Source organism: Chloroflexota bacterium, from assembly GCA_013152435.1.
Classification (GTDB): domain Bacteria; phylum Chloroflexota; class Anaerolineae; order DUEN01; family DUEN01; genus DUEN01.
The window spans coordinates 1-21582 of the sequence record JAADGJ010000063.1 but is presented as its reverse complement, the minus strand read 5'-3'; the positions used below and the strand labels follow the sequence as shown (position 1 = coordinate 21582).

17 protein-coding genes are annotated in these 21582 nt (G+C 65.7%); 6 read left to right on the top strand and 11 right to left on the bottom strand.

All coding sequences use genetic code 11. The annotated features are described in order from the left end of the window. Positions 1–288 precede the first annotated feature (288 nt). From uvrA to GXP39_09215, 4 genes are all read left to right on the top strand, one after another. Positions 289–3270, top strand: coding sequence for an excinuclease ABC subunit UvrA (gene uvrA / locus GXP39_09230; GenBank protein NOZ28218.1), 2982 nt, complete (start codon positions 289–291; stop codon positions 3268–3270). A gap of 225 nt (positions 3271–3495) precedes the next feature. Beyond that, entirely contained in the window at positions 3496–4014 is a 519-nt protein-coding gene (locus GXP39_09225; protein ID NOZ28217.1) for a hypothetical protein, read from the top strand. After that, a complete protein-coding gene (gene miaB / locus GXP39_09220) occupies positions 4004–5455 on the top strand; it encodes a tRNA (N6-isopentenyl adenosine(37)-C2)-methylthiotransferase MiaB (GenBank protein NOZ28216.1) in 1452 nt (483 codons plus the stop codon). Before GXP39_09225 ends, miaB begins: the two co-directional genes overlap by 11 nt. Before the next feature lie 4 nt (positions 5456–5459). Further along, positions 5460–6035: a GNAT family N-acetyltransferase gene (locus GXP39_09215; GenBank protein NOZ28215.1), complete on the top strand. Its 576-nt coding sequence runs from the start codon at positions 5460–5462 to the stop codon at positions 6033–6035. Between the two features lie 27 nt (positions 6036–6062). On the opposite strand, the gene GXP39_09210 is transcribed toward GXP39_09215, so the two are convergent. The 10 genes from GXP39_09210 to GXP39_09165 all read right to left on the bottom strand — a co-directional run bounded on the left by GXP39_09210 (position 6063) and on the right by GXP39_09165 (position 17798). Beyond that, entirely contained in the window at positions 6063–7709 is a 1647-nt protein-coding gene (locus GXP39_09210; GenBank protein ID NOZ28214.1) for a ribonuclease J, read from the bottom strand. A 348-nt stretch (positions 7710–8057) separates the two neighbouring features. Beyond that, complete coding sequence (locus GXP39_09205; GenBank protein ID NOZ28213.1) at positions 8058–8702, bottom strand: uracil-DNA glycosylase; 645 nt, start codon at positions 8700–8702, stop codon at positions 8058–8060. A 335-nt stretch (positions 8703–9037) separates the two neighbouring features. Beyond that, entirely contained in the window at positions 9038–10072 is a 1035-nt protein-coding gene (locus tag GXP39_09200) for an Ldh family oxidoreductase (protein NOZ28212.1), read from the bottom strand. Between the two features lie 10 nt (positions 10073–10082). Beyond that, the gene (locus tag GXP39_09195) at positions 10083–10847 is read right to left on the bottom strand and encodes an aldolase (GenBank protein ID NOZ28211.1); all 765 of its coding nucleotides are present in this window, start codon (positions 10845–10847) and stop codon (positions 10083–10085) included. Between the two features lie 69 nt (positions 10848–10916). Further along, complete coding sequence (locus tag GXP39_09190; GenBank protein ID NOZ28210.1) at positions 10917–11900, bottom strand: hydroxyacid dehydrogenase; 984 nt, start codon at positions 11898–11900, stop codon at positions 10917–10919. After that, positions 11897–13777 (bottom strand): aldehyde ferredoxin oxidoreductase family protein, encoded by a 1881-nt coding sequence (locus tag GXP39_09185; GenBank protein ID NOZ28209.1) that lies wholly within the window; start codon positions 13775–13777, stop codon positions 11897–11899. The genes GXP39_09190 and GXP39_09185 overlap by 4 nt, the downstream gene beginning before the upstream one ends. A 420-nt stretch (positions 13778–14197) precedes the next feature. Then, positions 14198–14893 (bottom strand): RraA family protein, encoded by a 696-nt coding sequence (locus tag GXP39_09180; protein ID NOZ28208.1) that lies wholly within the window; start codon positions 14891–14893, stop codon positions 14198–14200. Beyond that, positions 14890–15792, bottom strand: coding sequence for a 2-hydroxy-3-oxopropionate reductase (locus tag GXP39_09175; GenBank protein NOZ28207.1), 903 nt, complete (start codon positions 15790–15792; stop codon positions 14890–14892). The genes GXP39_09180 and GXP39_09175 overlap by 4 nt, the downstream gene beginning before the upstream one ends. Before the next feature lie 312 nt (positions 15793–16104). Continuing rightward, complete coding sequence (locus GXP39_09170) at positions 16105–16977, bottom strand: GNAT family N-acetyltransferase (protein NOZ28206.1); 873 nt, start codon at positions 16975–16977, stop codon at positions 16105–16107. Further along, positions 16974–17798: a hypothetical protein gene (locus tag GXP39_09165; protein ID NOZ28205.1), complete on the bottom strand. Its 825-nt coding sequence runs from the start codon at positions 17796–17798 to the stop codon at positions 16974–16976. The genes GXP39_09170 and GXP39_09165 overlap by 4 nt, the downstream gene beginning before the upstream one ends. A gap of 257 nt (positions 17799–18055) precedes the next feature. On the opposite strand from GXP39_09165, the gene GXP39_09160 reads away from it, so the two are divergent. Both GXP39_09160 and sfsA read left to right on the top strand, forming a co-directional pair. Next, complete coding sequence (locus GXP39_09160) at positions 18056–19336, top strand: hypothetical protein (protein NOZ28204.1); 1281 nt, start codon at positions 18056–18058, stop codon at positions 19334–19336. Continuing rightward, on the top strand, positions 19333–20043 hold the full coding sequence (gene sfsA / locus GXP39_09155) for a DNA/RNA nuclease SfsA (protein ID NOZ28203.1): 711 nt from the start codon (positions 19333–19335) through the stop codon (positions 20041–20043). Before GXP39_09160 ends, sfsA begins: the two co-directional genes overlap by 4 nt. Here sfsA and GXP39_09150 read toward each other — a convergent pair. Next, positions 20040–21230 carry a DNA polymerase IV gene (locus tag GXP39_09150; protein NOZ28202.1) on the bottom strand — a complete coding sequence of 397 codons (1191 nt, stop codon included), beginning with the start codon at positions 21228–21230 and terminating at the stop codon, positions 20040–20042. The genes sfsA and GXP39_09150 overlap by 4 nt on opposite strands. Positions 21231–21582 lie beyond the last annotated feature (352 nt).

Below are 21582 nucleotides of genomic sequence, written 5' to 3'. Positions count from 1 at the left end.
CGCAGCTCCGCTGCGCCGCCGCCACCACCCACCGTTGAGCCCCCTTCATCACTGACTTTGAAAAAGCCCTGACCTCGCAACGAACCGGTTTTGGGTTTCCCCGCAACCGTGCTAAAATGTAACGTTGCGGCATCAGCTGGCGAGGCCATCCCGCATGGCACGATGAGATGAGCGCACGCCTACAACCCTCGCGGGAAAGCCATGGAAAAGCGACGAGAAGATCCGAGCGGTGGTTGGCGGTCAAGAGATCGGAAACCACACCACGGGTGGGGGAGATAAGGACAAACGATGGCACAAGATCGATTGATCGTTCGCGGGGCACGAGAACATAACCTGAAGAACATCGACGTGGAGATCCCCCGCGACAAGCTGGTGGTCATTACAGGGCTGTCCGGGTCGGGCAAGTCCAGCCTGGCCTTCGATACCATTTATGCGGAGGGACAACGCCGCTACGTCGAATCGCTCTCCGCCTACGCGCGCCAGTTCCTCGGGCTGATGGAGAAGCCGGACGTGGATCAGATCGAGGGGCTAAGCCCGGCGATCTCCATCGATCAGAAGGGCACCTCCCGGAACCCGCGCTCCACCGTGGGCACGGTGACCGAGGTGTACGACTACCTGCGCCTTCTGTTCGCCCGCATCGGCATCCCCCACTGCCCGCAGTGCGGCCGGGAGATCTCCGCCCAAACGGTCGAGCAGATCGTGGACGCCATCATGGACTACCCGGAGGGCAGCCGCATCCTGATCCTGGCGCCGCTGATCAAGGATCGCAAGGGCGAGCACAAGGGGATCTTCGAGGATATCCGCAAGGCCGGCTTCGTGCGCGTTCGGGTGGACGGCGTGATCCGGGAGGTCGATGAGGACATCGAGCTGGACCGCTACAAGAATCACACCATCGAGGCGGTGGTGGACCGGCTGATCGTGCGCAAACCAGGCCCTCCCAGCAACGGCAATGAGCCCACCGGGCTGGATCGCACCCGGCTGGCCGACTCGGTGGAGACCGCCCTGCGCATGGGCGACGGCGTGATGGTGGTCAGCGACGTCACCCACGATCCGCCGCGCGATCGCATCTTCTCGGAGCATTACGCGTGCGCCTACTGCGGCATCAGCCTGCCGGAGATCGAGCCGCGCACCTTCTCGTTCAACAGCCCACATGGGGCGTGTCCGGTCTGCACCGGCCTGGGCAGTCAGCTGGAGTTCGACCCGGATCTGATCGTGCCCGATCCATCGCTCTCCCTGGCCGAAGGGGCGATCAAAGCGCCGGGATGGGCGCCGCGCCAGGGACAGGGCGAGACGTATTACAGCCAGCTGCTGCGCGCCGTCTGTGAGTACTACGAGATCCCCATGCGGGTGCCCTATCGTGAGCTGAGCGCCCGACAGAAGAATATCCTCATGTACGGCGGGCGCAGAGGCGATACCATCACCATCCGCTACCGCAACTCGCAAGGCCACGTGCGCACATACGAGACGTTCTTCGAGGGGGTGATCCCCCACCTCCAGCGTCGATACCGGGAGACGACCTCCGATTACGTGAAGAGCGAGCTGGAGCGCTTCATGTCGAGCCGCCCCTGCCCGGCGTGCGAGGGGAAGCGGCTGCGCCCCGAGGCCCTGGCGGTCACCATCGCCGGGAAGAACATCCATGACATCACGCGCATGTCCGTGACGGAGGCGCTCCAGTTCATCGAGTGGCTGCAGGGCACCCAGGACGAGGGCGATCCCACGCGCGTGCCGTCCGATTCGCCGCTGACGCAGCGCGAGTATACCATCGCCCGCCAGATCCTGAAGGAGCTCCACGCCCGGCTCGGCTTCATGGCGGACGTGGGGTTGGACTACCTGACCCTGGATCGGGCGGCCAACACCCTCAGCGGCGGCGAGGCGCAACGCATCCGCCTGGCCACCCAGATCGGCTCCCAGCTCATGGGGGTGCTCTACATCCTGGACGAGCCCTCCATCGGGTTGCACCAGCGCGACAACGCCCGGCTGATCCGCACGCTCGCGGGGCTGCGTGATCTGGGCAACACGGTCCTGGTGGTGGAGCACGACGAGGAGATGATGCGCGCCGCCGATTGGATCGTCGATCTGGGTCCGGGGGCCGGCGAGAAGGGCGGCCACGTGGTCTGCTCGGCGCCGTTGGAGGAGTTCCTGCGATGCCCGGATTCGCTGACGGCCGCCTACCTGCGCGGCGATAAGGAGATCCCGGTCCCAGAGGCGCGTCGGCCGGGCAACGGGCAATACCTGATCATCAAGGGCGCCAGCGAGCACAACCTGAAGCACATCGACGTGCGCATCCCGTTGGGCAAGCTGGTGGTGATCACCGGCGTGTCAGGATCCGGCAAGTCCACGCTGATCATCGACGTGCTATACCGGCGCCTGGCGCAGATCCTCTACCGGGCCAAGGAGAAGCCGGGTAAGCACGAGGCCATCCTGGGGGTGGAGAACCTGGACAAGGTCATCGACATCGACCAATCCCCCATCGGGCGCACACCCCGATCGAACCCGGCCACCTACACCGGCGTCTTCACCTACATTCGGGAGCTGTTCGCCAGCCTGCCGGAGGCGCGGGCGCGTGGCTATCGCCCCGGACGGTTCTCCTTCAACGTCAAGGGCGGTCGCTGCGAGGCCTGTCAGGGCGACGGCATCATCAAGATCGAGATGCAGTTCCTGCCCGACGTGTACGTCCCATGCGAGGTGTGCCACGGCCGGCGGTACAACCGGGAGGCGCTGGAGATCAAGTACCGCGACAAATCCATCGCCGACGTGCTGGACATGACCGTGGAAGAGGCCATGGAGTTCTTCAAGAATATCCCGCGCATCCGCAACAAGCTGCAAACCCTGTATGACGTCGGCCTGGGATACATCAAGCTGGGACAGCCGGCCACGACCCTGTCCGGCGGCGAGGCGCAGCGCGTCAAGCTCAGCAAGGAGCTGAGCCGCCGGGCCACCGGGCGCACCCTCTACATCCTGGACGAGCCGACCACCGGCCTGCATTTCGCCGATATCGCCCGCCTCCTGTCCGTCCTGGACCGGCTGGTCGACCAGGGGAACACCGTCCTGGTGATCGAGCACAACATGGACGTCATCAAACACGCGGACTGGATCATCGATTTGGGGCCGGAGGGCGGCGACAAGGGCGGCTGGGTGATCGCCGAGGGCACCCCGGAGCAGGTGGCGGAGGTGGAGAAGTCCTACACGGGGCAGTTCCTGAAGCGCGTGCTGAAGGGCAAGCGAGCGCTACAGCCGGCCGAGGTGATCGCTGCCACGGGACGGCGATAACCGCCCCTTCCATCAGCCAGCGCGCCCAGATCCCGGCCAGATCCGGGTGGGCAAGGCAGGTCAGGGGCGAAAACCAAGGAGTTTCTTTTGGGGGCGCGGCTCCCCAAAGCCCCCGTCGCATTTCCACCGAACAAGATGCGCTACCGCGTGGCATCACCGTTTGCCCGCACCCGCGAACTTAGATACAATAAACAAAGCAAAATCATCAAAATTGGAGGACGCGCGGTGAACGCAGAGCGTTGGAGCCAGGGCATGCCGCTGGCCGAATATATCGAGACTTCCAGAGCACGAGGCCGGATCCTGCGCCGGCTGCAGGATGTGAAGCTTTCCGATGAGGTGAAAACGTTCTTCCAGAACCTCTCCACCCCCGTACGCGTCATGATCCTCACCGAGGATTGGTGCCCGGCCGCGCCGCCCGCGCTGGCTGTGCTGACCCAGTGTAACGAGCTGAGCAACGGCCGCCTGGACGCACGCGTTTTCAAGCGGGAGGCGAACCCGGACCTCATGGATCAATATCTGAAAGAGGGACGATATCGCAGTATCCCGGTCATCGCCTTCTTCGACGAGCAATTCCGCCCGCTGGGCGATATCCGGGAGAAGCCTACCCTTCCCGAGTGGGAGAACATGAGCACACGAGAGCGACATGTGGCGGAGCTGCGCATGGGATGGAGCGAGGTGTGGGGAAGGGCCTACATGGCGATCATCTCAGGAGAGGCGAGGAAGCCTGACAGAGATGGGGAATGAGACGCTACGAAGCCGGACCACCGGAGGGAAGATGAGCAGGAAACGCTACCATATCTGGACCATCGGCTGCCAGATGAACGAGGCGGACTCGGCGCATGTAGCCGCCTGCCTGGAGGCGCTGGGATACGAGCCCACCCGGCAGGCGGAGCAGGCGGACGTGGTCGTCCTCAACACCTGCGTGGTGCGTCAGGGCGCCGAGGACAAGGCCGTGGGCCGGATCAACTCGCTCAAGCCCATCAAGCGGCGCCGGCCGGACGCGATCATCGCCGTGATGGGCTGTCTGGTGGGCGTGAAGCCATCGCCCCAGCTGCAGGAGCGTTTCCCGTTCGTCGACGTCTTCATGCCCCCCTCCGACCCGGGCCCACTTCTAGAGCGCCTGGCGGGGGACAGCCTGGACGCGGAGGCGGCCGCCGCCGAGCAACTGGAGACCATCCGTCGCCACACCTGGCAGGACACGGCCTCCGTGACCCAGACGGTGCGTCACCTGGCGCTGGGCGGGGAGGTCCCGGTGACCGCCCACGTCCCGGTCGTCTACGGCTGCTCCCACGCTTGCACCTTCTGCATCATCCCCTACCGTCGCGGCGTCGAGCGCAGCCGCCCGCTGGAGGACATCGTCGCCGAGGTGCGAGATCTGGTCGCCCAGGGCGTGCGAGAGGTGACTCTGCTGGGCCAGATCGTGGATCGCTACGGGTACGATACCGGCGGCCCCGACCTGGCCGACCTGCTCCACGCCGTGCACGAGGTCGAGGGGCTGTGGCGTATCCGGTTTCTGACCTCCCATCCGAACTACATGAGCGACCGCATCCTGGACGCCGTGGCCACCCTGCCCAAGGTGTGCGAGGTGATCGAGGTCCCCATTCAGGCCGGGGACGATGAGGTGCTGGCGAACATGCGTCGGGGGTACACGGCCGACGACTACCGGGCGCTCATCGCTCGCATCCGTGAGCGCATCCCCGGCGTCGCCATCCACACGGACGTCATCGTCGGGTTCCCCGGCGAGACCGAGGAGCAATTCCAGCACACGTACGATATCCTGGCGGAGCTGCGGCTGGACAAGGCCCACCTGGCCATGTACTCCCCACGTCCCGGCACCGTCGCCGCCCGCCGCATGACGGACGATGTCCCGCCCGAGGAGAAGAAGCGCCGCCTGAAGGCGCTGGAGGCGCTGCAAGAGAAGGTCGTAGGCGAGATCAATCGCCGCCTGCTGGGGCAAACGGTCACGATCCTGGTGGACGGCCTACATAAGGGAAAGTGGCGGGGACGCACGCGCACCAACAAGCTGGTCTTCTTCCAACATCCCGATCGCTGGCAGGGCCGGCTGGCCCGGGTCCGCATCACGTGGGCCGGACCGTGGTCCATGCAGGGAGAACTCGTAGACGAGGCCAGCCCGGAGGAAGATGCCGTGCCCGTTGTCGCCACCCAGTCCACCCTCGGCAGGTGAGCGTATGGACATCGTACAACGCAACGTCTCGATCGCCATGGTGCGAGAGCACCTGAACGATATCCCCGAATACGAGCTCCCGCCCGGGTTCTCCCTTCGCCGCTACCAGCCCGGCGACGAGGAGCATTGGGTCCGGATCCACCTGGAGGCCGATCGGTACAGCACCATCACGCCCGAGCTGTTCGTCCGTGAGTTCGGCACGGACCCGCAGCTCCTGGCGGAGCGGCAATACTACCTGGTGGACGCGGACGGCAACGTGATCGGGACGGCGACGGCCTGGTTCGACGAGAACTATAAGGGGAGGGTGTACGGCCGGGTACACTGGGTGGCCATCGTGCCCGCCATGCAGGGGCGCGGGCTGGCCAAGCCGCTGATGACGGCTGTGTGTCGTCGGCTGCGAGAGCTGGGACACGACCGGGCGTACCTGATCACCTCGACGGCACGGATCCCAGCGATCCACCTGTACCTCAAGTTCGGCTTCGTGCCCGAGATCCGGAACCCCGAGGATCGAGAGGTGTGGCGCGAGCTGTTGCCGCTTCTGAAGGGCCCGCCCGACCTGGAGAAGTACATCGAGGGCTAGCGTGCTATTCCCGCTTCCACAGGGGGCTCACACGTTGAGGATCACCGGCAGGATCATGGGCCGGCGGTGCGTCTCCGCGTAACACAGCTCGGCCAGGATCCGACGGATCTTGGCGGCGAGGGCAGCCTGGGAGTAGCTGTCCTCCAGCACATGCCAGATCTGCGCCCTCGCCATCTCGATGAAGTCCTCCTCCTCCTCCGAGTAAACGAACCCCCGGGTGAGCACCTCCGGTGGCGCCACGATCTGTCCCGTCGTCTCGTCCAGGGCGATGATGGCGACGACGAAGCCGTCTCGCGCCAGATGATGCCGATCGCGCAGGACGACCTGGCTGAGATCCCCGACGCTCAGGCCGTCCACGAGGACATGGCCCTCCGTCACCCGCTCGGCCAGACGACACCAATCCGGCCCCAGCTCCAACGCCTGCCCGCTCTCGATGATGAAGATGTTCTCCCGGGGGATGCCCAGAGATTCCGCCAACCGCCCATGCAGGACCAGGTGCCGATACTCGCCATGGACCGGCACGAAGAAGCGCGGCCGGGTGAGGCTCAGCATCGCCCGATAATCCTCCCGGCTGCCATGGCCGGAGACGTGCACATCGGATAGCTCGTGATAGTACACGTTGGCCCCCTGCCGGAAGAGGTTGTCGATGGTGCGGTTGATCATCTCCTCGTTGCCCGGGATAGGCGTCGCGGAGAGCACGACCGTATCCCCCGGCCGGATGTGAAGCTGATGATGCTCCCCCACCGACATCCGCACCAACACGGAAGACGGCTCGCCCTGGCTCCCGGTGCAGATGATCGTCACCTGACGGGCGGGCAGGCCGTTCATCTCATCGATGCTCAGCAGCTCATCCCCCTTCAGGTCCAGATACCCCAGCGCCACGGCCATGCGCACGTTGTTGACCATGCTCCGCCCCACCACGCCGATGCGTCGGCCATGGCGACGCGAGACCTCGATCAATTGTCGCACGCGGGAGAGGTTGGAGGCGAACGTCGCCACGATGATGCGGCCAGGGGCCTCGGAGAAGATCTGCTCGAAGGTCTCCCCGATCTCCTGCTCCGATGGGGTATACCCGCCCGATTCCACGTTCGTGGAGTCGGACAGCAGAAGAAGCACTCCCTCATCGCCCAACCGGGAGAGCTTGGCCTCGTCGGTGGGGCGGCCATCCACCGGATGGGGATCGAACTTGTAATCCGTGGCATGCACCACCGTGCCCACCGGTGTGTGCACAGCCACGCCCAGCGCGTCGGGGAAGCTGTGGCAGACGTGGAAGAACTCGATGATGAAGGCGCCCAGGTGGAGGACGTCATGCTCGGTGATCGTGTGCAGATCGGCCTGGCGGAGCAGCCGATGCTCGCGCAGCTTGACCTCGACCAGACCCCGGGTGAGCCGCGTGGCGTAGACCGGCAACTCGATCTGGGGCAGCAGGTAGGGCAGCGCCCCAATGTGGTCCTCGTGCCCGTGCGTCAGGATCAACCCGCGCACCCGATCGCGGCGCTCGATCAGGTAGTCGATGTCTGGGATGATCAGGTCGATGCCCAGCATGTCGCTCTCCGGGAACATGAGGCCGGCGTCGATCACCACCACATCATCGCCATACTCCAGGACGATCATATTCTTGCCAAACTCGCCCACACCGCCCAGGGGGACAACCCGCAACACACCCTCTCGCACTGCCCATCGCCTCCCATCTCTTCACCGGAGAGCTACGCGCCCGGGGAAACCGGACCGGATCTCCAGAGGGCAACAGTCCGATCGCGTTGGGCACCCGCCGGGACGAAAGCCCGGATGTCCAACGCGATCGACCTGCTACCTGGAGCGCTCTCGACCGCTCGACATCTGCAACGCGATCGCAGGAATCCTCTCACCATGTGTCCACAAGGGACTCCTGACCTGGTAACACACCCCGCTCGCGAGCCCCTCACGGGACCTCGTAAGGAGTTCCCGAGCGAGGACGCATCTAAAAAGAAGAGGAGGGATGGCCCCTTCGCCCCTCCTCTTCCTTTCGATCCCGCTTCCGGGTTAGAACAGGCTCAGCTGCTCGTACCGATCCACGTCGTCCTCGCCGTCCTCTCGCGCTTCGGCCGCCTGCCGATGTCGCGCCTCCTCCAGTAGCCCGGGCAGCTTCTTGATGTCCTCCTCGATGAGCGGCCGCCAGCGCGGCTGATGCAGCCCCGCCGCCGGGTGGAACATGGGGAAGCAGATGATATCCCCCACGCGCTTGGGCCGCCCGTGAATCCGTGAAATGGAGGCGCCGGGGAAATAGCGAGCCATGGAGTACCGCCCCAACGTCACGATGATCTTCGGCTTGATCACGTCGATCTGGCGGTCCAGATACGGCCGGCAGGCCTTCAACTCCTCCGGCTGCGGGTCACGGTTCCCCGGCGGGCGACACTTCACCACATTGGTGATGTACACCTGATCCCGAGTGAGGCCGATGCTGGCCAGCAATTCCTCCAGGAACCGGCCGGCCGCCCCCACGAAAGGTCGACCCTGTCGGTCCTCATGGAACCCAGGCCCCTCGCCGATGAACATGATCTCCGCATCGGCGGGCCCCTCTCCCGGCACCGCGTTGGTGCGACTCCTCGCCAACGGACACAGCGTGCATGAACGTATCTCGGCAGCGATGCGTTCTAATTCTTCCTGTGGGGACACCCGTTCCTCCATGATGACAGAGCTCTTTCGGACGATGATCAGACCGGCAGCACCGCTCAGAGCAGTGCTACCATCCAGCCCAGATCGAGGGAAAGCACAACGGCCCATCCCATGAAACGCATGTGAGAGATGGCGGCCCGGCCACGCGAGGCCACCACCATCTGCACATCTCCGGGAGATGAGCCCATCCCAGCCCTGACCCTTTGAGATCGCTACGGGCCGACGAAGGCGGTGCGCCTTCCCCCAGATTCTACCTGAACGACAGGGCTTTGTCCAACACGACGTACACGAATGAATGAGGGGGAGGCCAACGGGAATCCCCCCAGCAGCATCCAGGCGCCCTGAGATCAGTCGGGCATGGGGACCCCCAACTCAGCGGCCGCCTCCACCAACTGCGACCAGGTGGCCTCGTCTACCGGCACGCCCTCCCGTTGACGACGCTCCGCAGCCCGGTGCTCGGGCTCCCCCGGCAATAGCACCTCATCGAAACCCTCGGCGGGCGGCACGGCCTTGATCCGATCGCACAACGCCGCCCCCTCCTCCAGAAACGCATCCACCGGCCGGAAGGTTTCGATCGACAGCGTCAGGAATAGCACGCCATTCCCGGGGAGGAAGCCGGGGAGCGCTGGACAGCCTCGCCCGGTCAGGACGCCGCCCAGGAACTCCACCAGCAACGAGAGGCCATACCCCTTATGGCCGGCCGCGGGAAGCAGCACCCCTCCCTCATAGAAATCGTGTGGATCCGTGCTCGGCCGTCCCTGGGCGTCCAGGATCCATCCCTCGGGCACCCGCTGGCCGCGATTGCGGGCCACCCGGACCTTGCCCTCGGCCGTGGCGCTGGTGGCGAAGTCGATCACGATGGGCGGCCGTCCGGCCACCGGCACCGCGGCGGCGATGGGGTTCGTTCCCAGAACACGCTCGGCGCCGCCATAGGGCGCGACCGCCCCGCCTGGCCGCCCGCCGTTGCAAAACGCCAGGCCGATCATCGCCTGCCTCGCGGCCATCTCCACCCACTCGCCCAGGCGGCCCACATGATAGCAGTTGAACAGCCCCACGGCCGCCACGCCCTGCGATCGGGCCTTCTCGATGGCCACGCTCATGGCGAAGTGCGCGCCTAACTGCCCGAACCCCCGCCGGGCGTCCACCCGCGCGACCGTCGCCGTCTCGTGGGCGATCACGGGCTCAGCCGCCGGGTCCATCCCCCCCGTCGCGATGGCGTCCAGATACTGGGGCACCCGGATGACGCCGTGCGAGGCGTGGCCGGCCAGATCGCTGGTCACCAGGGAGTCGGCCACCAGACGGGCGGTATCCTCCGTCGCGCCTACGGCCTGAAAGATGCGGCTCACGAAATCCGCCAGCTTGGAAGCTTCGATCGTCGGCACGCCCACCCCCTCAGCCACGCAACTCGGCGATGCCGGCGCGAGCACCCGTCATGATGAAGTCCACCTCCGTGGAGTAGGTCAGCATGGTCATGCCGCGCTCACGCCAGGCCTTGAGCCCGTTCACATCCCGAAGATGAATGCCGGTGGCCACGCCATGCCGCTTGCCCGCATCGACCACCTTCTGAATGGCCTCCTGCACCATGGGGTCCTGCGGGCTGGGCGCGCCCAACGACAGCGTCAGATCGGCCGGGCCGATGAGCGCCACATCCACGCCGGGCACCGAGAGCAGGTCATCGATGTGCTCGATGGCCGCCTTGCGCTCGATCTGCATCACCGCCAGGATGTTCTCGTTGGCATGCTGGGTGAACTCCCACAGCGGCCCGCCGCGGTAGTCGCTGTTCCCCTTCGCAGTGGAACAGCCGCGCACGCCCACGGGCGGATATCGCAGCGCCGCCACCGCCTGTTCCACCTGCTCCCGCGTCTCGACGCGCGGCACCATGACCCCCATGGCCCCCGCATCCAGGACGCGAGCGATGAAGTGATACCGGCCATCCGGCACCCGGACCAACGGCACGATACCAGCCAGCCGGGCGACCTTGATGATATCCGATACCGTCGCCAGGTCGTAGGCCCCATGCTCCATATCGATGAACATGAAGTCGAACCCCGCGTTGGCGAACAGCAGCGCGATGGCTGGGGAACGCATCTCCGCCACCATCGTGCCGATCACGGGCTCGCCGCGCTTCAAGGCAGCTCGAACCTTGTTGTCACGCATGTTGACCGCTCCCTTACGTGTTACGTGTTGCGTGTTGCGTATTGCGTGTCGCGTATTGCGTGTTGCGTGTTACGTGTCGCTTTCCAGTACCGGATCCGCCGCGCGGCCGGGCCAGGCCTCCGGATTCAGCAGGAAGGACGGTCGCTCCCCGCGCAGCACCTGTAGCACCTGCTCTACGGCTCCCTCGCTCATGGCCTTCACCCCCAGATCCGTGAAGGAGCCCGTATGGGGGGTGACCACCACGTTGTCCATGTGAAGGAGCGGGTTCTCCGGCGACGGCGGCTCCGGGTCGAACACGTCCAGGGCGGCCCCGGCCAGGTGCCCCTCCTCCAGGGCCCGGATCAGCGCCGCCTCGTCCACCACAGGCCCCCGGCTGACGTTGATCAGATACGCGCCCGGCTTCATACGCCGCAGCTCCCGCTCGCCGATCAGATGGCGCGTCTCCGGCGTCAGCGCGACGTGCAACGTGACGAAGTCGGCCCGTTCCAACAACGCCTCCAGGCTATCCACCATCTCCACGCCCAACGCGTCCGCCCGCTCCCGATCGACGTAGGGATCATAGGCGATGACCCGCATCTTCAATCCCAGCGCGCAGATCTCGGCCACGCGCCGCCCGATACGCCCGAAGCCCACCACGCCCAACACCCGCCCGCGCGCCTCCGTGCCGAACAGCTGAGACCGGGGGATGTCGGCGCCGCGCAGCCCCCTATCGCCGGCCGTCACCCGCTTGGCCACGGCAAGCAAGAGGGCGACGGCGTGCTCGGCCGTGGACTCGGTGGGGGCGTCCGGGGTGTTCACCACCAGGATGCCCCGCTCCGTAGCGGCCGGGATGTCCACATTATCCACGCCGATCCCGGCCCGGGCGATCACCCGCAAGGTCGGCCCGGCGCGATCCATGAACGTGCCATCGGCGGCCGGCAGCGAGCTGATGATGGCCGCGTGACAGCCGGGCAGCTGATCCATGTCCGCCTCGGTGATGGCGTCGACTGCCGCGGTCAAGCGGGCCAACGCCTCCGGAGCCAGCCTCCGCTCCACCCAGACTCGCGGCCTCATTCCGAACCCTCCACGGTCCACAGGAGGTCCAACTCCGCCAGCTTGGCATACGTCGGCACCCCCTGCTCGTCCCATCCGGCCATCTGGTAGTACAACTTCAGTGCTCGCTCGAACTCCTCCCGGTCGATCGCCTCCCCCTTCAACGCGCCGTTCTGGAGTGGCTCGAACATCCGCTGCGGCAACGTATCATCGGCCGCCGTGAAACCCTCTCGCAGGTTGAAGAGGCGGGCCATGACGTTCGCCCGCTCCCCCACCTTGAGCAGCTCGAACAGGCTCATGTCCCACCCGGTGACCGCGTTCACGTAATCCCGGAGGGGCTCCAGCGCCAGGATCCCGATGGGCACCCCCACGAAGTCGCACATGCCCACGCAGTTGTACAGGCTCCAGGCGGCCTGGGTGTAGAAAAAGGCCCGGACCTTCGCCGGCCCCAGGTCCAGTCGATCGATCGGCTCCAGCAGTCCGATCTGACTGAACTCATGATGATAGTTACCAAAGCTCTCGTAGAAGGGATCGTGCGGCGCCTCCATGTGATCGGCGCCCGTGGGAGAGGTGGCGTAGGCGATGCTCAGACCGCGCTTACCACGCGGCTCGTGCATGGGCAGCTCCTGCCCCTTCACATGCAGGGCAAAGCGCTCGGCTCCGCGTCCCAGCTTGGCCGCCGCCCGCTTGACCCCCTCCGCCAGCAGGTCACCGATCCCCTCGCGGCGGGCGATCTTATGGATCATCTGGATCACCGCGTCCCCGTTACCCCACACCAGTTCGATCCCGTCAGTATCCTCACGGGTCAGGATGCCATGCTCGTAGCACTCCATGGCGAACGCGATGACCGCTCCGGTCGAGATGCTGTCCAGCACGTAGCGATTGAGCCACTGGGACGCCTCGGCGATGGCCTTCAAATCGCCCACGCCGCACAGGGATCCGTTGGCGGCGATGGTCTCGTACTCCATGCCGCCGTACTTGGGGACCACACCCCGCTCTGGGACCGCCACCTCCCGCTTACAGGCGATCGCGCAAGCAAAACACGTGCCCCGATTGACCAGAATGGTCTCGGACATGGCGGGCCCGGAGATCTCTTTGGCGTGCTCAAAGGAGCCATCCCGGAAGTTGCGCGTGGGCAGGATGCCATCCTGATCCAGCGGTATCAGCCCGTTGGCGCTGCCGTGCCGGTGCCGCATATCGGCCTCGTGGTCATAGTTCTCTCGGAACCATTGCAGCACACGGCGGGCAGCCTCCGGATCCGCCGGGACGAGCCGTCCGGTCCCCCGCACGGCGATGGCTTTCAGGTTCTTACTGGCCATCACCGCGCCCAACCCCGTCCGGCCGTGGTAATGGCGTAGCTGGTTCGTCATGGCGGCGAAGCGCACCGCGTTCTCCCCGGCGACGCCCGTCTGCAAGACACAAATGCGCTTGTCGCCGATCTCCTCCTCCAGGCCATCCTGCACCTCGCCGGAGAGCTGTCCCCAGTAACGTCGGGCGTCCCGGATCTCGCATTCGCCATCGTGGATGAACAGGTAGACGGGACGCGATGCCCGGCCGTGGACGATAATCCCATCGAACCCCGCCCGCTTCAGCTCCGGCCCCCAATATCCGCCGGCCTCCGACTCGCCGAACCCGCCCGTCAGCGGAGACTTCCCGGCCGCGCTGTAGCGGTTGGCGCCGGACAGGGGGAAGCCGTTGATCACGCTGGTCATGAAGATCAGCAGATTCTCAGGCCCCAGAGGATCCACACCCGGTCTCAAATCCCGCAGCAAGAAATAAGAGGAGAGCGCACTCCCCCCCAGGTACTTCCGATAGACCAGATCATTCGGCTCCTCGACCCACCAGCGTTCCTCGGTCAGATCCACGTGCAAGATCTTACCGTTGTAGCCGTTACGCATCCTTCCACCTCTCCCTTCCTCGTCGCTGGTCATATCCATCACCGAAAATCTCATAAAGGTGCAACGCACCCTTGCCCGCCATGTAGAAGACGATTATAAGAGCGTGTCTGAAAATTTACCGGTAAGGTGTCTGAGGGGCTCCCTCAACGACCAGCTCCACAGGGGGAGGTGTGGAGGGGTCCTCCCCTCCACGGAAATCCCACTTCTCCGGCCTGCACCTGCCTTTCTCGGCCCTTCCCGAAGGGCCCAGGCCGAGGCCAGGCAGGTTAAAGGCGGAAGAAGGGCTTTTTCCGGAGGGGCTTCGCCCCTCCGGGCCTCCCCATAGCAGGGGTACCGGCATTTCTCAGGCACTCTCTAAGACGAGCCGAGGAAAGCTCACATGCCTGATGCGGAGGTGCGTTGCACCTTCACACCCAAGATCTAGGAAAGCCGAGCGACCAGATCGGCCAGGCCGTCCGCGCTGAAGCCGGGCGACTGACAGTACTGGATAATGGTCTTCTCCCGCACCTCGATCTTGCGCACGGCCTCCGGGATCTCCCGGGCGATCTCCAGCGGGATCTGGATGACGCCATGCCGATCGGCCAGGAGCAGGTCGCCCGGCCGAACCACGAGGCCGCCCACCCGCACTGGGGTGCCGAAATCCACCAGGTGCACGTAGGCGTGGGAGACGATGACGCTGCCCGCCCAGATGGGGAAGCCCAGCGCCTCCACCTCGTCCATGTCCCGGATGCCGCTGTTGGTGATGGCGCCCACGCATCCCAGCGCCCGATGTATGTTCGAATTCACCTCGCCGAAGAAGGCGCCGATGGCCGGCGGATCGTCCAGGTCCTCCACCACGGCGATGAGCGGCCTGGGGCTGCTGGCCTCCAGATAGCGCCAGTAGTCCGGACGGGAGGCCGGGCCCTTGGGCCCCGGCTCATGGGCGGACACCGTGCGCGCCGTCACCGCGTAGCCGATGATGGGCGGCAGCGAGGGGAACATCTGCCGCACCTCCGGCCCCATGAACCCCTCCGTGCGCGGCCGCACATCGAACAGCTCAATGGCATTGGAGACGGCGGGCGTGGGGATCGTCCGCAACGTCTCCAGCTCCTCAGGCGTCAACGGCTCGACCGTCATGATGCCCCCCTCACCTCCGTCCCAGCCATCTGCTCGATCAGCGTGGCCAGGGCGGAATGATCCAGCTCCGCTTTGTCCGTCGCCATCAACGCCCCGTAGAACTCGTGCACCAGGCCGGTGACCGGCAACGGCACGCCGTACGTCCGCCCCGTCTCCAGGGCGATCTTCAAGTCCTTGTAGTGGAGGCGGGTCTTAAAGCCCGGCTGGAAGTTGCGATCCAACAGGCGCTGGCCGTGCACGTCCAGGATGCGACTCTGAGCGAAGCCGCCGAGCAACGCCTCCCGTACCTTGGCCGGGTCCACGCCGGCCTTCGCCGCCAGCACCAGCGCCTCGCTGATGGCCTCGATGGTCAGCGCCACCACGATCTGGTTACACGCCTTGGTCACCTGGCCGGCCCCGGCCTCGCCGACATAAACGATGTTCCTGCCCATCGCCTGGAACACGGGCAGGACCCGCTCGAAGACCGGGTGCTTGCCGCCGACCATGATGGAGAGCGTCCCCTGCCGGGCGCCGATGTCCCCACCGGAGACGGGCGCGTCCAGCATCTCCGCCCCCAGCTTCTCCGCTTTAGCCGCCAGATCTCGCGCCACCACCGGCGAGATGGTGCTCATGTCCACGATCACCTTGCCCGGGCCGATCCCCTCGAAGACGCCCTCGGGCCCCTCCACCACCAGTTGGACGTCGGGGGAGTCGGGCAGGCACATGAGGATGATCTCCGCCCGCTGGGCCACGCCCTTGGGGGAGCCGCCGTCCTCGGCCCCGGCCGCGACGAGCTCCTCCACCGGGCCGCGACTGCGGTTATGCACCACCAGCGGGAACCCCGCCTTGAGCACGTTGAGGGCCATGGGCTTCCCCATGATCCCCAGACCGATGAACCCAACCGTCGGCCTATCCACCATGGTCTTCCTCCTGATCCCAGCGCTCTTTTCTCATGATAGCATACCTTTCGACAGGTGCAACCACATTGCAAACGGGATCGTGTATCTTGTTCGGTGGAAATACAGCGGGGAGCATTGAAGGACGCAGCCTCCCCAAAGCAACTTCCCGGTTTCCGCCCCTCACCCGCACTGCCCGGCTTTGTCCACCTGAATCAGGCCGGGAAAGGGCAGGTACAAGGCGGAAGAGAGGATATTTAGACGGGAGGAGGCCCTTCCATGCCCCCTTTGTGGGCTCGCCATGGGCCTAAAGCAAGGGCGATCGGCCGATCGCCCTTACGGATCCCCCTCCACCAGCGCCAGCCGCATCTCGTACTGCCGACGATCCACGCGAAAACCCAGGGCGGCCAGAACGTGATTAAGCGGGTCGCCCGCCGGTTGATTGTGCAATATGAGTACGCTATCCATATGGAGTAACTGAAGCGACTGCAGCAGCGGCCGGGCGGCGGACCGCACGTTGATCTCAGGGGAAATGCCGATATCCACGAGCGTGAGCTGATCAGCCTGTCCCAGCGTGAGCGCGTACGCGACCGGCCGTCCCGCCTCCATCAAAGCCCAACCATCAAGACGTCGCAAAAAGGGCCGCAAGGAGCGCAATTCCCGCTGCCAGCAGGGAGGCTGCGCGTGCCAGGCATCGAAGTCGGCGATGAGGGAGGCGGCCTCCACCGGCGCCGCGCGCGCGGCGGGCACCGGGAGCGTCCCTACCTCCGGCGACCGCTCCCAACTCAGCAACTCCCGGCGCACATAGAACCCGGCAGATCGATACAGCGCGATGGCGGGCTCGTTCTCGCACAGCACCTCCAGGGTGATGTGTCGGGCCCGTCGCTCATGGGCCGCCGCGATCAGGCGATCCAGCAAGGCACGCCCCAACCCCTGACGCCGCCACTCCGGCACGACGGCCAGGCCCCCTATCCAGGCCCGCCCCCCGCGCAATCCCAAAAGCCCCACGCCGATCGGCTCGCCATCGCCGGATAGGGCAACCGCCGAACCCTCCAGGTCCACATCCCAGGCGGCCGTCATCCGCTGCAACTGCCGAACCGTCGTATGAACCGTCTCGAAGTAGTCACTATATCCCCGGTTCAGCGCCTGGACCAGAACATCCCACGTCACCATGGCGGCGGTGACGAGCCGCACATCTCGAAGGCTCACTGCCCGCGCTCGGTCAAAACGGATTTGCTTCGTGAGAAGGTGAGCTCTCGGCCCGCCGGAGCGCCGGTCAGGATCTCCAGGGCGATCTGCACATCCTCCTCGGCCTCATACACGTTCATGGTGCCGATGACCACCATATCAGCGGGTTTACAGGTGGAGAAGACGAATTGCAGGCCCGTGGGAGGGAGGATGCGGCCTGCGCCCAGCGGCTTGATGCACATCACCGGCTTGGGAGTGTCTCGGATCACCCGGCCGATCCAGTCCGTCTCCACCTGACACAGGAAACCGATGGCATTGTACGGCTGGATGTAGGTCGCCACATCATATCCGGCCTGATCGCACACCGTGATCGTCTCAGGACGATGGGTGCTCAACCCGGGGATCATCCCCAGCCTCCGGATCTCCTCCAGGATCGGCTCGATCCCCTCGATGCGCGTCTCGGCCGGCACCAGATGCGTGTCCGTGTACATTTGATGCGGCATGCAGATGCGAGCCCCCACCTCGGCCGAGCGGCGTACGCCCTCGATCACCTCATCCACGGTATGACCGCCCGGCGTGGCGATGTAGATCATGCGCGTCCCCGTCTCCCGCTCCACCTGCTCCAGCGCCGCGATCAGCTTATCATCCAGGGGGCCCATCACCGCGTTGACCCCCAGCTCGGCGAAGCGGCCGATCACCTCCGCAATCCGCTCGACGGTGAAGTACTCCCGGATCCAGCGATCTCGAGCCGCGCTGAAGTGGGAATAGCCGAGGAAGCCATTGGTCCCGCAGATGAGCCGGGTGATCTCCAGATCCTCTACATGAGTCGTGGGAAAGGACAACTCCGCCTCCCTTCTTGGTGAACCACTCCCCGGCCGGACAAACTCATGGCGATGATAGCATATACCATCAGGGCCGTCAAAGGCGATCTTCGCAAAACCGACCACCGGACGCCCTCGTCCAACGCCTTTCTTCCGAGATCGGGTATAATACGTCCCAACGCATCCGAACGATCACATCGAAAGAGAGCGCCCGCGTGCTTCGGCCAGAACCTCGATCACATCCCCATCCGCGGCTCCATGAGACCCCACAAAGGATCATGGAGGCGGGACGGCGCGCCCTCCGGTCAGCCCTCCGATGGGGTATGCTGGCCTTCCTGATCGCCTTCATCCTGACGGCTATCCCCGGCGAGTACATCCCTCCCGACGAACAACTGAGATATCACATACGCACCCTCACCGGCCCGTACGAGTTCAACCTGTGGGCCTGGGAGATCCAGGGGCTGGCGCAGAAGGCATGGGAATCGATCGACAATCCGGCCAGGGGCCTACCACCGTCCCGGCAGATCCAGATCGTGCGGGACTACGTGGCCACGGCCCGCCGCATCGGGGAGCTGGAAGGAGCCATCGAACGGATCTACGCGGACGATTCCGTACAAGATCCGGATGCCGCCACAGCTGCGATGCGAAAGGAGGAGATGGCCCTGCGACGGGTCCAGGAGGCCCGTCGCCCCATCGCCGAGGCCGTCCTACAAACCCAGATCAGCACGGTGTTGGCGGATGAGGGGCTGACGGTGCTGGGCCAGGTGTGGCCGCCGGTGAAGTTCGCCTTCTCCGAGCCGCCGTACTACCTGATCGTCTCGCCGCGCTCCCGCATCGAGCTGTATATGGGCGTTTACCTGGAATCCGACCTACCCCTGGATCGACAGGTCATGCTGGAGACCCAGGTGGAATCCCTGAGCGACCTGTCGGCATTGGTGGAAGGGGTGGGCGGCTTCGGCGCGTTCCCCACTATGGTGATCGATCGCGCCAGCCTGGCCTGGATCCTCAGCACCATCGCCCATGAGTGGACTCACAACTATCTGGCCTTTCGCCCATTGGGCTGGCACTACTACGATAACAACGACACCGTGACGCTGAACGAGACCGTGGCCTCCATCGTCGGCGATGAGGTGGGAGCCAAGGCGCTGGCCCGGTTCTATCCCGACCTGGTGCCGCCCAAGCGCATCCCAACCAGCCAGCAACGCCCCATCGAACAAAAGGAGTTCGACTTCGGGAGGGAGATGCGGGCGACCCGGCTGGCCGTGGATGCTCTGCTGGCGAAAGGGTATGTGAATGAGGCGGAAGCGTTCATGGAGGCCCGCCGACAGCGTTTCCTCGCCCACGGCTACACGATCCGTCGGCTGAACCAGGCGTACTTCGCCTTCCACGGGAGCTACGCCATCAGCCCGGGGGCAGTCGATCCCATCGGCCCCAAGCTCACCCGGCTGCGCCAGGCCAGCCCTTCCCTGGCAGCGTTCCTCCGAACCGCGGCCCGGATCACCTCGGTGGCCGAGCTGGATGCCACGCTTCAGTCCCTGGAAGACAGGACCGGCCCATGAGACTGCCTCCCCTGCTCCCCGCCCGATTCGTGCGTCGGGACAACCGCTTCCGGGCCACCATCGAGATCGATGGGCGTCCGGCCGCGGCCCACGTCCCCAACTCCGGCCGATTGAGCGAGCTTTTCGTGCCGGGGACCCCGATCTGGGTGAGCCGGGCCTCCACCCAGGGACGCAAGACCGCATACGACCTCCGGCTGGTGGCCTACGCGAACACCCTGGTCTCCATCGACGCCCGCCTGCCCGCCCCGCTGCTGGCCGAAGCCTGGCGGGAGGGACGGTTGTCCCCGTTCACCGAGTGCGAGGAACTGGAACAAGAGGTGCGATCAGGCCACAGCCGGCTGGACCTGCGCCTGTGGAGGGCAGGAGAGCCCTATTGGGTGGAGGCGAAGTCGGTCACCCTGGTCGAGGATGGCGTGGCGCTGTTCCCCGACGCGCCCACATCGCGCGGTGCTCGCCACCTGGAGGAGCTGATCCGACTGCGACAGGAGGGCGCCCGGGCGGCGGTCATCTTCGTCGTGCAGCGATCGGACGCCCACGCCTTTGCCCCCAACGCGGCGGCCGACCCGACCTTTACCCGCACGCTGAGCGCGGCGGCCGACGCGGGCGTGGAGGTCTGGGCGTTCACATGCCGGGTGAGCCTGACGGAGATCACGCTGGATCGAGCGATCCCGGTGCGCCTGGACGATATCTCCCAGGGTCCGCATTAACGGACGCGACGAACGGGCTCCTCGGCCAAGGCCTCCAGCAAGGAGGCACGCACGATGGCGTGATCTCCGAAGCGCTCCCGGATACGATCCAGGGCCTGGCTCAACCGCTCCTGGCGATCGTCCCGCTCCGGGAAGAGGGAGAGCTGTCGCTCGGGGCCGACGAAGTTCGTCACACCCACGCCCAACAGGCGTACCGAGCGCGTGCGCGTCCATACCCTGCGCCAGAGGCCACAGGCATGCTCATAGACGACCGCGGCCTGGTCCGTAGGATCGGGGAGGGTGGCCTGTCGGGTGAGAGTGGTGAAATCCGCATAGCGCAGCTTGATGAACACGGTGCGGGCCCGCATATGATGACGCCGCAGCCGCACGGCTACCTCCTCGCTCAGCCAGAGGAGCGTACGCCGCAATCGCTCCGGGTCCGCGACGTCACGGGCGAAGGTGGTCTCCCGACTGATGGACTTGGGCTCGCTCTCGGGCTCCACCGGACGGTCATCCCGGCCATGCGCGTGTTGCCATAAAGCCTCGCCATGGACGCCGAAGCGGGCCTGGAGGTCACGCACGGGCCAGGCCGCCAGATCGCCGATGGTGCGGATGCCCATTTCCCGCAGCCGACGGGCGGTGGCCGGCCCCACACCCCACAGGCGTTCCACCGGCAGAGGGGCCAGGAAGTCCTGCTCCTCGCCGGGAGGCACGACGACCAACCCACGTGGCTTGCGCAGGTCCGAGGCGATCTTGGCCACCAGCTTGTTGGTCGCCACCCCCAGCGAGGCATCCAGGCCCAGCTCGGCCTGGATGCGCTCCTGCAACCAGGCGGCCAGGTCGGCGGGAGGCCCCCACAGCCGCTCGCATCCCGTCACGTCCAGGAAGGCCTCATCAATGGAGATGGGCTCCACCAGCGGCGTGATCTCCCGCAGCATGGCCATGACGCGATCGGAATAGTGACGGTAGAGCCGATAGTGCGAGGGCACGATGACCAGGTCCGGGCACAGGCGGACCGCCTGTGCCATCGGCATGGCGGATCGAATGCCGAAGGGGCGCACCTCGTAGGACGCCGACGCGACCACGCCTCGGCGCTCCGGGCGACCGCCGACCACAACCGGCCGTCCCACCAGGGGGGGGTCGCGCAGCCGCTCCACGGCCACGAAGAACGCGTCCAGATCCATATGGATGATCGCACGAGGGGCCATCTTCCCACTCCTGGGGATAGTATAGCACAATCCCCTCACGCACAGCTGTGATAAGGACGAACCGGCGCCGTCTTAGGAAATGTCGTTGCTCCTGCTGTGGGGAGGCCCGGAGGGGCGGAGTCCCTCCGGATCGGCATGCGTGACACCTGGCAGGGGCGAGGAATGGCTCACTCCTCAAGGTCGGCCCTGCGGGTGGCGAAAGATGTTGTGTCTGTGTAGGCCTTCTCGGTTTTCTCCGGCACACGGCGCGGCCAAACGTACCCCACCCCCTGTCGTCCCCCCTCCCCAATCCGCTTCGCTGGGAGGGGGGACCTGAGAATGGGTGGTGGTGGCGGCGCAGCTCGGCTGCGCC

Coding starts and splice junctions, on each gene's coding strand:
- GXP39_09205 (NOZ28213.1), bottom strand. CDS start 8,702: ATGGAGGAACGGGTGTCCCCACAGGAAGAATTAGAACGCATCGCTGCC.
- miaB (NOZ28216.1), top strand. CDS start 4,004: ATGGGGAATGAGACGCTACGAAGCCGGACCACCGGAGGGAAGATGAGC.
- GXP39_09160 (NOZ28204.1), top strand. CDS start 18,056: ATGGAGGCGGGACGGCGCGCCCTCCGGTCAGCCCTCCGATGGGGTATG.
- GXP39_09175 (NOZ28207.1), bottom strand. CDS start 15,792: ATGGTGGATAGGCCGACGGTTGGGTTCATCGGTCTGGGGATCATGGGG.
- GXP39_09180 (NOZ28208.1), bottom strand. CDS start 14,893: ATGACGGTCGAGCCGTTGACGCCTGAGGAGCTGGAGACGTTGCGGACG.
- GXP39_09185 (NOZ28209.1), bottom strand. CDS start 13,777: ATGCGTAACGGCTACAACGGTAAGATCTTGCACGTGGATCTGACCGAG.
- GXP39_09150 (NOZ28202.1), bottom strand. CDS start 21,230: ATGGCCCCTCGTGCGATCATCCATATGGATCTGGACGCGTTCTTCGTG.
- GXP39_09190 (NOZ28210.1), bottom strand. CDS start 11,900: ATGAGGCCGCGAGTCTGGGTGGAGCGGAGGCTGGCTCCGGAGGCGTTG.
- uvrA (NOZ28218.1), top strand. CDS start 289: ATGGCACAAGATCGATTGATCGTTCGCGGGGCACGAGAACATAACCTG.
- GXP39_09215 (NOZ28215.1), top strand. CDS start 5,460: ATGGACATCGTACAACGCAACGTCTCGATCGCCATGGTGCGAGAGCAC.
- sfsA (NOZ28203.1), top strand. CDS start 19,333: ATGAGACTGCCTCCCCTGCTCCCCGCCCGATTCGTGCGTCGGGACAAC.
- GXP39_09195 (NOZ28211.1), bottom strand. CDS start 10,847: ATGCGTGACAACAAGGTTCGAGCTGCCTTGAAGCGCGGCGAGCCCGTG.